Source organism: Desulfobacter sp., assembly GCA_028768525.1.
In the GTDB taxonomy this organism is placed as follows: domain Bacteria; phylum Desulfobacterota; class Desulfobacteria; order Desulfobacterales; family Desulfobacteraceae; genus Desulfobacter.
This window is the reverse complement of the sequence record CP054837.1, coordinates 680,892-693,687: the sequence shown is the minus strand read 5'-3', so window position 1 is coordinate 693,687 and position 12,796 is coordinate 680,892. Positions and strand designations below refer to the sequence as shown.

General features: G+C 54.4%; 10 protein-coding genes. 7 read left to right on the top strand and 3 right to left on the bottom strand.

The features are described from left to right. Positions 1-10 precede the first annotated feature (10 nt). The gene (locus HUN04_03085; GenBank protein WDP88771.1) at positions 11-2,098 is read right to left on the bottom strand and encodes an elongation factor G; all 2,088 of its coding nucleotides are present in this window, start codon (positions 2,096-2,098) and stop codon (positions 11-13) included. Between the two features lie 384 nt (positions 2,099-2,482). Between HUN04_03085 and HUN04_03080 the strand changes: the two genes are divergently transcribed. The 3 genes from HUN04_03080 to rsmG are packed head-to-tail and all read left to right on the top strand — an operon-like array spanning position 2,483 to position 5,511. Then, entirely contained in the window at positions 2,483-3,517 is a 1,035-nt protein-coding gene (locus tag HUN04_03080) for a tetratricopeptide repeat protein (GenBank protein ID WDP88770.1), read from the top strand. A 2-nt stretch (positions 3,518-3,519) separates the two neighbouring features. After that, on the top strand, positions 3,520-4,827 hold the full coding sequence (locus HUN04_03075) for a nucleoside transporter (GenBank protein ID WDP88769.1): 1,308 nt from the start codon (positions 3,520-3,522) through the stop codon (positions 4,825-4,827). An 18-nt stretch (positions 4,828-4,845) separates the two neighbouring features. After that, a complete protein-coding gene (gene rsmG, locus HUN04_03070) occupies positions 4,846-5,511 on the top strand; it encodes a 16S rRNA (guanine(527)-N(7))-methyltransferase RsmG (GenBank protein ID WDP88768.1) in 666 nt (221 codons plus the stop codon). 15 nt (positions 5,512-5,526) lie between these two features. Here the strand turns inward: rsmG and HUN04_03065 are convergent, their stop codons facing one another. Both HUN04_03065 and HUN04_03060 read right to left on the bottom strand, forming a co-directional pair. Beyond that, positions 5,527-7,200, bottom strand: a complete 1,674-nt coding sequence (locus HUN04_03065; protein WDP88767.1) for a response regulator — start codon at positions 7,198-7,200, stop codon at positions 5,527-5,529. A gap of 24 nt (positions 7,201-7,224) precedes the next feature. Further along, a complete protein-coding gene (locus HUN04_03060) occupies positions 7,225-8,394 on the bottom strand; it encodes an iron-containing alcohol dehydrogenase (GenBank protein WDP93144.1) in 1,170 nt (389 codons plus the stop codon). A 220-nt stretch (positions 8,395-8,614) separates the two neighbouring features. On the opposite strand from HUN04_03060, the gene HUN04_03055 reads away from it, so the two are divergent. The 4 genes from HUN04_03055 (at position 8,615) to lspA (ending at position 12,782) form a co-directional block, all read left to right on the top strand. Beyond that, complete coding sequence (locus tag HUN04_03055) at positions 8,615-8,857, top strand: hypothetical protein (GenBank protein ID WDP88766.1); 243 nt, start codon at positions 8,615-8,617, stop codon at positions 8,855-8,857. 33 nt (positions 8,858-8,890) lie between these two features. Continuing rightward, positions 8,891-9,382, top strand: a complete 492-nt coding sequence (locus tag HUN04_03050) for a DUF615 domain-containing protein (GenBank protein WDP88765.1) — start codon at positions 8,891-8,893, stop codon at positions 9,380-9,382. A gap of 101 nt (positions 9,383-9,483) precedes the next feature. After that, positions 9,484-12,291, top strand: a complete 2,808-nt coding sequence (ileS, locus tag HUN04_03045; protein ID WDP88764.1) for an isoleucine--tRNA ligase — start codon at positions 9,484-9,486, stop codon at positions 12,289-12,291. Beyond that, complete coding sequence (gene lspA / locus HUN04_03040) at positions 12,189-12,782, top strand: signal peptidase II (protein WDP88763.1); 594 nt, start codon at positions 12,189-12,191, stop codon at positions 12,780-12,782. Before ileS ends, lspA begins: the two co-directional genes overlap by 103 nt. The last annotated feature ends 14 nt before the right edge of the window (positions 12,783-12,796 follow it).

Sequence of the window (12,796 nt, the reverse complement as noted above, 5' to 3'; positions counted from 1 at the left end):
TAAAAAGGCGTTATTTGTTCTTGGCTGCTTTTTCTTCCGCTTTCTGCTTGGCAATTTCTTCTGCCACAGACTGGGGAACCTGTTTGTAGGTAGAAAATTCCATGGTGAACTGGGCCTTGCCCTGGGTGCCGGAGCGCAGAACGGTTGAGAAACCAAACATTTCCGACAGAGGAACCTGGGACTCAATTACACTCATGGTGCCTTCCTCCTGGGAGCCCTGGATGATGCCGCGGCGCTGGTTGATCAGGCCCATGCAGGCACCCTGGAACTCGTTGGGGCTTTCAATAACAACCTTCATGATGGGTTCCATGATAACGGGTTTGGCTTTGTTGTACGCTTCAAGGAAACCGCCTCTGGCTGCTGCCTGGAAAGCCATTTCCGAAGAGTCTACCGCATGGAAGGCACCATCTTCAAGGGTAATTTTAATACCGGTAACGGGAAATTCCAGGTTGGGGCCCTTTTCCATGGAGTTTGCAAAGCCTTTCTCACAGGAAGAGATAAACTGGGTGGGGATCCTGCCGCCGGTTACCTTGTTGACAAATTCAAATTCTTCTTCGGTGGGTTCCATGAAACCCATAACACGGCCGAACTGACCTGAACCACCGGTCTGTTTTTTGTGGGTGTAGTTGAAGGGTGCCTTTTTGGTAATGGTTTCCCTGTAGGCAACACGGGGTTTGCCGGTTTCAACTTCAGCCTTGTATTCACGTTTCATACGTTCAACGTAAACTTCCAGGTGAAGCTCGCCCATACCCTGGATGATGGTATCTCCGGTTTCGTGGTCCACATAGGTTTTGAATGTGGGGTCCTCTTTGGTGAACCGGTTCAGGGCCTTGGACATGTTGATCTGGGCCTTGTTGTCCTTGGGGGTGATGGACAGGGAGATAACCGGATCCATGACGTTCATGGCGATCATGCTCAGGTTGACATCCGGAGAGCAGAAGGTGTCGCCCGAGGCGCAGTCGATACCGAACATGGCGCCGATGTGGCCGGCGGGGATGGCGTCGACATCTTCCATCTGGTTGGAGTGCATCCGGATCAGGCGGCCGATTTTGTATTTTTTGCCGTCCCGGGTGTTGATCATGGTGTCGCTCTTGTTGATGCAGCCCTGGTATACACGGATGTAGGTGAGCTGGCCGTACTGGCCGTCTTCAAGTTTGAAGGCCAGGGCAACGGTGGACTTGTCGTGATCGGATTCCAGGGTCACCGCTTCTTCGTTGTTGTCCAGGTCGATGGCTTCGTTGTTGATGTCCAGGGGAGAGGGCAGGTAGTCCACAACGGCGTTGAGCAGGGGCTGTACCGCTTTGTTCTTGTAAGCGGAACCCATGAACACCGGGGTCATTTCCCGGGCGATGGTGCCGGTTCTCACGGCCGTGCGGATCATCTCTTCGGTGATTTCTGCTTCTTCGAGGATGGCGTCGGTGAGTTCTTCAGAGAACAGGGAAACGGCATCGATCATCTCTTCCCGGGCCGCTTCTGCCTCATCAACCATGTCGGCGGGGATCTCTTTTTCCACCATTTTTTCACCGTTGTCACCTTCAAAGTAGTAGGCCTTCATGGTGACCAGGTCCACAATGCCCTGGAGGCGGTCTTCCAGGCCGATGGGCAGCTGCATCATCACTGAGTTGTGGCCCAGTTTTTCTCTCAGCTGAGCGGCAACCTTATGGGGGTTGGCACCGGAACGGTCGCATTTGTTGACAAAGGCAATACAGGGAACTTGATACCGTTTCATCTGCTGGTCAACGGTGATGGACTGGGACTGCACACCGGCTACGGAGCAGAGGATGAGCACGGCACCGTCAAGTACACGCAGGGATCTTTCAACTTCAACGGTGAAGTCAACGTGGCCCGGTGTGTCGATGATGTTGACAGCATGGTTGTCCCACTCGCAATGGGTGGCGGCGGAGGCAATGGTGATGCCCCTTTCCTTTTCCAATTCCATGGAGTCCATAACGGCGCCGGCACCGTCTTTGCCCCTGACTTCATTGATTTTGTGAATTTTGTCCGTGTAGAACAGAATCCGCTCAGTAAGTGTGGTTTTACCGGAGTCAATATGGGCACTGATTCCGATATTCCTTACCCGTGTAAGATCTTTGATCATTTTTTTCTCATCCTTAATGAATAAAAAATCCTTTGAAACAACAAAAAAATACAACCATTGCCAAAGGCATTGCCATATGTGTCTTTACTCAGCTTATGTTACGATTTAATTAAGTCGTCAGAGTAATGCCTAAATTTCTGAAAACCCCAAAATATATTTTTTTTGTTGATTTGTCAACATATTTGTGTAATGCCTATAAAATTGTCCTTTCGGGCGGCTTTTTTACCTTCCTTTTAGCCTTTCGGGCGTAATTTTTCGATGATGAAACCGGTACAGGTGGTGACAACACTGGAAAAAAATGAAAAAATAGATTTGGAACCACCGGTTTTTTATAGTAGACAGGGGTATATCCATATTTTTTCGAAAAATCAGGGGGACTGTGAGGTGAAGAAAATAGTTGTCTTGTGTTTTGTCCTGCTCTGTCTGGGGACCATTGTATCGGCCGGGACAGAAGATGAATTATTTGACCGGGGGGTGGCACTGCTTAAAAAGGAGAAGGCCGGGGAAGCGGTGGCTGTTTTTTCCCAGCTCATCAAGATTATGCCCGACAGCCCGGATGCATACCGGAACCGCGGTGTGGGCTATATGAAAATGAAACGGTATGACGAGGCCATCAATGATTTCCAAACAGCCGTTACCCTGAAACCTGACCTCAAAGACCTGTATTCCAATATGGGGGTGGCCTGGTATTATAAAAAGGAATACCGCAAGGCCATAGAATTTTACGACAAGGAACTGGCCCTGAGGCCGGACAACCATTTCGGCTACTTCAACCGGGCCATCTGCTGGGCGGCCCTGAACGAGTACGACCGGGGCATCGCAGATGCGGAAAAGAGCCTTGACCTCTTTCCGGCACATTATCTGGCCCTTTGCCTGAAGGGGGATCTTCTGGTAAAGACAGGAAAAACCGGGGCGGCTGCCGAGGTTTATGAAAAGGCCGTGGCCCTGGATCCCGGCCGTGAATACGCCAGACGGCGACTCAATGAAATGACGGCTGAAAGATCGGACGGGCAGGGTGAACCGGAAGAAGAAGCAACACCTAAAAAGGCGGCGGACACCAAAGAACCGGTTCTGGCCCAGGCACCGGCCCCGGTGAAAAAGACGGAGAAAGAGGAAAAAACGGTTGAAACAAAACAGCCGGTTAAATCGGAAATGACGGCGCAAACGGAAAAAACGGCCAGGTTTGAACTCCAGGTCGGCGCTTATCTGGGAAAGGACAATGCAGGAAAAATGCTGGAGAAACTGAGTCAAAAAGGATACCCGGCACGGATTCTTGAGTTGACCGGCAATAAAGGCCGCCAATGGTATCTTGTCAGGAGCGGTGCCTATGGATCCCGGGCGGAAGCCGGGCCTGACAGGGATAAACTCAAAGCCGATACGGGCGGTGATGCCGTCATCCGCCCCTGGGGAAGGTTTTAACCATGGAAATCTATAATATTGTCAGCTTTGCGGGGATATTTATTCTCCTGGCTCTTGCATGGGGGATATCCCGGTTTATTTTCGGCCATAAGACCCGGATCAATCTGCACCTGGTGGGGTGGGGGCTTCTGCTTCAACTGGTTTTTGCCCTCTTTATTTTCAAGGTGCCGGCCGGTGTGATCCTGTTCCAGAAGGTCAATGACCTGGCAGTGAAAATACTTTCTGCTTCAGCCAAGGGGGCTGAGTTTGCCTTCGGACCCCTGGCGCTGCCCCCCGGGGTTCAGGGTTCCATGGGATTTATATTCGCCTTTCAGGCCATGCCCACCATCTTGTTTTTTTCAGCCCTTGTTGCCATCCTCTACTATTATAATATCCTGCCCTTTGTGATCCGGCAGTTTTCAAAGGTGTTTACCCGGCTCATGCGGATTTCCGGGGCCGAATCCCTGTGTGCGGCATCCAATATTTTTGTGGGGGTGGAATCTGCCTTTACGGTACGTCCCTACATCGATACCATGACCCGGTCGGAACTGTGCACCATCCTCACGGCGGGTATGGCCACCGTGGCCTCCAATGTGCTGGCCCTGTATGTTTTTACCCTGTACAGCACCTTTCCCACCATTGCCGGGCACCTGATATCCGCCTCCTTTCTATCGGCACCGGCCGCCCTGGTCATGGCTAAGCTTTTTTTGCCGGAAACCGGCACGCCCAGGACCATGGGCCGGGTGGTGGATGTCCACTATGAAAGGGATGCCAATATTTTTGAGGCCGTGATCAACGGTGCCAACTCAGGCCTTAAAGCCATATTCAGCATCGTGGCCCTGCTCATTGCCGTGCTGGGGCTGGTGGCCCTGGTGGACCTGGCCCTGGCCGGTGCGGCGGATCTGGTCAACGGCTGGATGGGCACTTCCATGCAATGGTCCCTGAGGGCCGTCCTCGGGTATGTGTTCTACCCCTTTACCTTGATCATCGGCGTCCCCATGGATGATGCCGGACTGATCTCACAGATTATCGGTGAGCGGATTATCCTTACGGAAGTGGCGTCCTACCAGGATCTGGCAAAAGCCCTGGCAGACAACGCCCTGGTCCACGGCCGGTCGGCGGTGGTTACAGCATATGCCCTGTGCGGGTTTGCCCATCTGGCCTCCATGGCCATATTCGTGGGCGGGGTGGCGGCCCTGGCCCCTGAACGGACCCGGGATATTTCCGCAGTCGGGGCAAGGGCGCTTCTGGCCTCAACCTTTGCCTGTCTGATGACCGCCTGTGTGGCAGGCACCTTTTACACCAATGCCGGTATTTTGCTCGGCAATTAACCTTCAAGAGAATCATTCATGCCCTTTGATGTACAATTGTTTACGGACCGCCTTGAAAAAGGCGCGTCTTTGTCCGGAGTGAAATTGTCCCCCGGCCAGCTCCGCCTCATGGCCGGCCATGCCCGGGAGCTGAGCCTGTGGAATAAGAAAATTAATCTGACAGCCATACGGGGAACGGCTGCCATGGCAGAAAAACATTTTGTGGATACCGTCTGCGCCTGCCCCCTTATGGATGACTGCTCCCCTTGGACGGGACGGATCATGGACATGGGCACCGGCGGCGGCTTCCCTGCCATCCCCTTGAAAATTTTAAATCCAGGCATGGCTGTGACCATGGTGGACAGTGTGCGTAAAAAAGTAAATTTTCTGAATCATGTGGTGAGAACCCTGGGGCTGGAGAATATTGCAGCGGTCCATGACAGGGTGGAAGAATTGGCTAAAAATGAAGGCCATGCCAATGGCTATGACGCTGTTATTTCCCGCGGGTTTGCCGATCTGGAAAAATTTGTGGCCCTGGCCCGGCCCATGCTCCGCCCCGGCGGAGTGATCTACGCCATGAAAGGGGAACATGCCCCGGCGGAAATCACCCCTGGCCTGGAAAATACCTTTGAGATTATCACCCGCCGTTATAAGCTCCCCTTTGACGGGGCGGAGCGCTACCTTCTCTGTTTAAAGGAAAAGTAAGTCACCTGCCTTGGCTCAGGCACCATTTAAAAGCTCCTGTATGACCGCCGAGAGTTCCGGCCCTATAACCGGCTTTTGAAGGTATCTTGCAATGCCGGCTTCCCTGGCGGCGGCTTCGGTGAATTTTTCATGGTATCCGGTGCAGAGGATGATGGGGACATCCGGGCGGATTTCCAGCAGTCGCCGGGCCAGCCTGTCTCCTGTCATGCCGGGCATGGTCATATCCGTGATGACCAGGTCGTACCCTGCCGGATCACCGGCAAATGAGGCCAGCGCCGATTCTCCGTCTTCAAAGGGGGTGACCCTGTATCCCTGCCTGGAGAGAATGGCGGATAAGGTGCTTGTGATGGGGGGCTCGTCGTCCACCACCATGATGTTTCCGGCCGCTTTCGGCGGGGCTGCTGCAGGTGTTGCCGGTCGCTCCCTGCCGGATCCTGCCCGCGCCTGATGAATGGGGAAGTAAAGCCGGAATTGGGTGCCCGTTTCGGGATGGGTGTCAAATTCGATGAATCCTTCGTGTTTTTCCACAATCCCGTTGACGATGGCCAGGCCTAACCCCGTGCCTTTGTTCTGTTCTTTTGTCGTAAAATAAGGATCAAATATCCGGTCTTTTATGTCCGGGGGGATGCCCGGGCCGGTATCTTTGACTTCAAGGCAGAGGTATTGGCTTGTTTCCTTGACGCCCTGGGCCGCCCGGGTGAAATCCTTGGGGACCGTTTTTTTTAGTCCGATGGACAGGGTGCCGCCTTTATCCCCCATGGCGTGGTAGGCATTGGTGCACAGGTTCATGATGACCTGGTGGATCTGGGTCGCATCTGCCAGGATCATGGCCCTGGATTGGATATCGGTTTTAATTTCAATGGTGACCGGAATAGTGGACCGGAGAAGTTTCAGGGCTTCCTTTAAAATGGCAGAGAGGTAGAGCGGCTGGCGGCTGTATTCTGTTTTTCTGCTGAATGTGAGGATCTGCCGGACCAGGTCGGCTGCCCGCCGGGCCCCCTCCATGATTTTCTGGTTGTTGGCCCTGACCTTTTCGGGATTTTCTGCGTGGAGGTCAATGAGCTGGGAATAGCCGAACATCCCGGAAAGAATATTGTTGAAGTCATGGGCAATTCCCCCGGAGAGAGTGCCGATGGCTTCCATTTTCTGGGCCTGGTGCAGAACTGCCTCCATCCTGGATTTTTCCTTTTCCGCTTCTTTTTTTTCAGTGACATCGATGGTCATTACGTAGAAGCTGGTGATCTGTCCCGATTCTTCTTTTTCAGGCACATAATGGATGGCATAGTGTTTTTCTGCAGATCCGCCGCGGGATAAAGAATATTCAAACCGGCCTGACCGTCCGGAGAGCGCCTGTTCAATGTGGGATCGGGTCTGGGAGTAGATTTTGTTGCCCAGGATTTTTTTCATTCGGCTGCCGATGATCTCGGCCCGGTCCAGTTTGAAGGCCGCCTCAAATGACCGGTTTACCAGGATGAATCTTTCTTCTGCGTCAATATAGGAAATCTGGGCCGGCAGGCTGTCGATGAGAAGCTGCAGCCGCCGTTTGTCCCTTCTGGCATTTTCTAGCTGGGCCTTGAGCTGAGGATAATAGCTTTTGCGGGTGGTTTCCATGCCCAGGGCCAGGAATTTTCTGCGGGCGGATTCGTGGAATCTACCCTTTTGGGGTGGGTTGTTTTTCGGCTTATCCATTGGGGGCGGCGGCCTCCCTCTCCCTTAGAAGATGTTCATGTATAATTGTTGGATCTCCTCCGGCCCGGCCTCCCTTGGGTTGGTTGCCAGGCAGGGGTCTTTAAAGGCGAATTCCGACAGGCCCGGGATGTCTTCTTGCCGGACACCCAGGCTGCTGAGGCGCTGGGTGATGCCCAATTTTTTTCGCAGGCCGGCGATGCATTGGGAGAGTGCCGCTGCCCGCTGGTCCGGTCCAAGGCGGTGGATGTCAAGTTGCATTGCCTCTGCCAGGTCGTTGTATTTTTCTGGCATGGCCCCGTAATTGTATTTCACCCCCTGCTCCAGAAGCAGGGCGTTGCACTCTCCGTGGGGCAGTCCCAGGGCGCCGCCCAGACTGTGGGCCATGGCGTGGACCAGTCCCAGGCTGGCATTTGAAAAGGCCAGGCCTGCCATGAGGCTGGCGGTCATCATCTTGTCCCTGTATTTCATGTTGCCGGGCTCCCTGTAAGCGTTAACCAGGTAAGCGGCGGTGAGCCGCACGGCGGAAAGGGCCGCCATATCCGTGAGGGGGGATGCGGCCGTGGATGCATATGCCTCAAAGGCGTGGCAGAGGGTGTCCATGCCGGTTGCCGCGGTCAGGTCCGGGGGCATGGTCGTGGTTGTTTCCGGATCGATTAGGGCGATATCGGGGATCACCATCTTACTGATGATGGCAACCTTAACTTTCCGGTCCGTATCCGTGACAATGGCAAATTGGGAAACGTCCGCCGCACTGCCGGCGGTGGTCGGAATAAAAATCAGCGGCGGGCCCGGGCTGGGTACCATATCCACCCCCTGGTAATCCAGGATGTGGCCGGCGTTTCCCATGATTACCCCCATGCCCTTGGCGCAGTCCATGGGACTGCCTCCGCCCACGGCAATCAGAAGGTCGCATTCTTCCTTGATGCACAGGTCGCTGCCTTCCATTACCTCCCGGGCCTTTGGGTTGGGCGTAATGGCATCAAAGACGATATGGGGGATACCGGCCTGGGACAGGCTTTTTTCGGCTTTTTTTGTCCATCCGGCTTTTCTGACGCCAGGGTCTGTAACGACGCATACCTTGGATGCGCCGAGGCTGAGGGCATGTCGGCCGCAAAGATCCAATGCACCCCGTCCGTAAACGATTTCCGGTGAAAGAAATGTCCTGAGATTTAACAGAGCGTCTTCCTGCACGATGAATGACCTCCGGAATCTTAATTAGAAATTACTCCAGCTTAGCCCAGAATAAAGAAGTTCTCAACGATATTTTTTTTTGCAAATGTGCAAAGGGGCGACGGCCGAATTCAGGGGAAGGGGTTGACAGCACCGGCCTGATTCGGTTATTCGTCCCTTGCCGCCCCGCGGCCCAATAAACGAAATCCATTGTGACTGAAAGCTAAAGATAATAAGGTAGACTATGTTTGCGAAAACCGCTGATGAACTCAGGCAGATGATGCGGGAGAATCCAGGTGTCTCCCCGTCCACTTTTCTCAGGGATGATTCCTTTGCCGCCTGGTGCTATGACAATCGTGATACCCTGTGGCTGAAGGCTGCATTCAACAGGGATGCAGATCCGGAAGACTGCCGCAGGTGGGGGATTTCCCCTGCCGAGTGGAAGGCCGATGTGGAAATGGCCGGTGCGGCCCTGGCCGGAAGATAATACAAATCAGTTGAGCATTTTAAGGATGGCGCCATGGAAGAAGAGATCGAATATAAGAGCAAAACACAGAAGAAAAAAGAGGCTGAGGCCCTCCAGAAACTGGGGCTGGAACTGGCCGGACTCTCGGTTCCCCAATTGGAGCGCATGGATATTCCGGAAAAACTGAAGGCGGCATTGATCGATGGCAAGTCCATCACGGCCAAGGTGGCGGCACGGCGGCACCGGCAGTATATCGGTGTACTCATGCGGAATGTGGATCCCGGGGCCGTGCGTAAAGCCCTGGACGGGATTGATGATGAGGTCCCGGCGCCACCCCCGGGCAAACCGGACAAGGTGCAGGACAGAGTGGACCTCCTGATTGGCGGCGGGACAGGGGAGATAGAGCGATTGCTGGACCAATGCCCGGGGCTGGACCGGCAGCGGCTGCGCCAGCTGGTCAGAAATGTGCAAAAAGAAAAAAAGGGGGCCACGCCCTCAAAATCCATGAAGGCACTTGAGAAAATACTCGGGGATGCCCTGGGGTAAAAAATTGCGAAAATCTGCATAATTCTTGACTTTTTGGCAGGTTGCCATTACAAAGAAAAGTTTAATATTGAATGTCAACCTATCCGAATACCGGAGGAATAATGGATTATAAGAAAACCCTGAACCTGCCCTCAACCAAGTTTGCCATGAAGGCAAACCTGCCCCAGCGCGAACCTGCCATGATCAAGGAGTGGGAGCAGAAAAAAATATACGAGAAACTCCGGGAGCAGTCCAAGGACAGACCCGAGTTCATCCTCCACGACGGCCCTCCCTATGCCAACGGCCACCTGCACATCGGCCATGCCGTCAATAAGATATTAAAAGATATTATTATCCGTTCCAAACAGATGAGCGGCTTTAATGCCCCCTATGTGCCGGGCTGGGACTGCCATGGGCTGCCCATTGAACACAACGTGGACAAAAAGCTGGGCAAAAAGAAAAGGGAGATGACCCCGGTGCAGGTCCGGCGGGAGTGCCGGGCCTATGCCAAGAAATTTGTGGACATCCAGAGAGAGGAGTTCAAGCGCTTCGGCGTGGCCGGGGAATGGGACGAGCCCTACCTGACCATGAACTACCCCTATGAAGCCAGGATCGCCAAGGAATGCGGCGAGTTTGCCCTGTCCGGCGATATGTTCCTGGGTAAAAAGCCCATTTACTGGTGCTGCAACTGCCAGACCGCCCTGGCCGAGGCCGAGATCGAGTACCACAACCATACCTCGCCCTCCATTTACGTGAAATTTCCCATCAAGGACGATGTCTCAGCCCTGATCCCCAAAGCCGACGGCCAGACCGTCTCCATGGTGATCTGGACCACCACCCCCTGGACCCTGCCGGCCAACCTCGGGGTCTGCCTCCATCCGGATTTTGTCTATGCCGCCGTGAAAACCCAGTACCAGGGCATCCTCGTCATGGCCAAAGACCTGGTGGAAAATGTGATGGCCCAATTCGGCATGGACGGATATGAGATCATTGCCGAAATCGCTGCGGCCGACCTTGAAAATAAAAAATGCAGCCACCCCTTTTATGACAGGGACTCTCTGATCATCCTCGGGGACCATGTCACCCTGGATGCGGGTACGGGCTGCGTCCACACCGCTCCCGGCCACGGCGCAGACGACCATATCGTGGGCAAGCGCTACGGCCTTGAGTGCTATTCTCCGGTGGAGAACAACGGGGTCTTTTCCACGGATGTCCAGATGTTTGCCGGCCAGTTCATCTTCAAGGCCAATGCCGAAATCAATAAGACATTGGAAGAAAAGAACGCCCTGCTCAAAAATGAGAACATGGAGCATTCCTACCCCCATTGCTGGCGGTGCAAAAAACCGGTGATCTACCGGGCCACCCCCCAGTGGTTCATCTCAATGGACAAGATGGAACTGCGTAAAAAGAGCCTGGACGAGATCAACAATGTGAGCTGGATTCCCTCCTGGGGCCGGGAACGGATCTATTCCATGATCGAACACCGCCCGGACTGGTGCCTCTCCCGGCAGCGCTCCTGGGGGGTTCCCATTCCCGTTTTCCACTGCAATGACTGCAAAAAGGTCTATGTGACCCGGGAATCCGTGGACAAGATCCATCAGCTGTTCACCGAGCATTCCTCGGATATCTGGTTTGAAAAGGATGCCGAGTTCCTCATGCCCGAGGGGGCCACCTGTGAATGCGGGTCCAAAAGTTTCTCCAAGGACCAGAATATCCTGGACGTCTGGTTTGATTCCGGGGTCAGCCATGCCGCCGTCCTGGACGAGCGTGACGGCCTCTCCCGGCCGGCGGATCTTTACCTTGAGGGCTCCGACCAGCACCGGGGATGGTTTCATTCCTCCCTTCTCACCGGCGTGGGCCGCACCGGCCATGCCCCCTACAAGGCCGTGCTCACCCATGGGTTTGTGGTGGATGAAAAGGGATTGAAAATGTCCAAGTCCGTGGGCAATGTGGTGGCCCCGGAAAAGGTGATCAAGCAGTACGGTGCCGACGTGCTGCGGCTCTGGGCCGCCTCCGCCGATTACCGGGGGGATGTGAGCATTTCAGACAATATTGTCAAACAGCTTTCCGACGCCTACCGGCGGATCCGGAATACCTGCCGCTTTCTGCTGGGCAACCTTAACGGCTACAGGGCTGCCGATGCCCGTCCGGTATCCCAAATGGGAGAGCTGGACCGGTTCATTCTCCATCGCCTGCACAATGTGGTTAAAAAGTGCCTGGCCGCCTATGACAGCTATGAATTCCATGTGATTTACCACACCCTGTACAATTTCTGCGTGGTGGATCTCTCCTCATTCTACCTGGATATCATCAAGGACCGCCTATACACCTCTCCGGCCGGCTCGGATGACCGTAAAGACGCCCAGACCGCCATGGCCCTGATCCTGGACGCCCTGGTGAAAATCATGGCCCCCATCCTGCCCTTTACCGCAGAAGAAATCTATACCCATATGGACCCTGAGCATATGAACCGGGGAGAGAAAAAAGAGAGTATCCATATGGAAGATATGGTGGTCCTGGACCCGAGCTGGGAGGACAAGGAACTGGCCGGCAAGTGGGAAAATATCCGGCTTCTGCGCGGCGAAGTGACCAAGGCCCTTGAAGCGGCACGGGCCGACAAGCTCATCGGCCATCCCCTGGATGCCTGGGTTCAGATCAAGCTGCCCCAGGGCGACCTGGCGGACCAGGTGGCGGGCCTGCCCGGCGCCCTGAACGATATTTTCATCGTCTCCCAGGCCGAGCTGGTGGACGGGCTTGAAGGGGATGTATACGAGGGCAAGGAGATCGACGGCCTGGCCATTAAAGTGACCAAGGCCCAGGGTGAAAAATGCGAACGCTGCTGGCGGTTCGATACCGGCATCGGCTCCGATCCGGCCCATCCCACGGCCTGCAAGCGCTGCGCCGACGCCCTGAAGGAGATTCTGGGGTAAGGATTTTGATTCCAAACATAAAAAGACTGGCGCTGGCCGGCGGGGGCGTTGCCCTTGCCGACCAGGCCACCAAATACCTGATTACAACATACCTCTCCCTCTATGACCATATCTCGGTTGTAGAGGGATTTTTCAATATCAACCATGTGCTGAATCCCGGCGGTGCCTTCGGTTTTTTTGCCGACCAGTCAGACGGGGTGAGGAAATTTGTTTTTCTTTTTCTTTCTTCCATCGTCGCCGGGTTTGTCCTCTGGCTCTACCGTAAAACAGCCGAAACCCACGTGTTTCTCTCATACGGCCTGGCCCTGATTTTCGGGGGGGCCGTGGGCAATCTCATTGACCGGTTCCGGTTCGGCAAGGTGGTGGACTTCCTGGATTTCTACATCGGCACTGCCCACTGGCCGGCCTTTAATATTGCGGATTCGGCCATCAGCATCGGCATGGCAATACTTATTTACCATGTTGTACTGAACAAAATACCTGAGATATAGATACCTGTAATTAA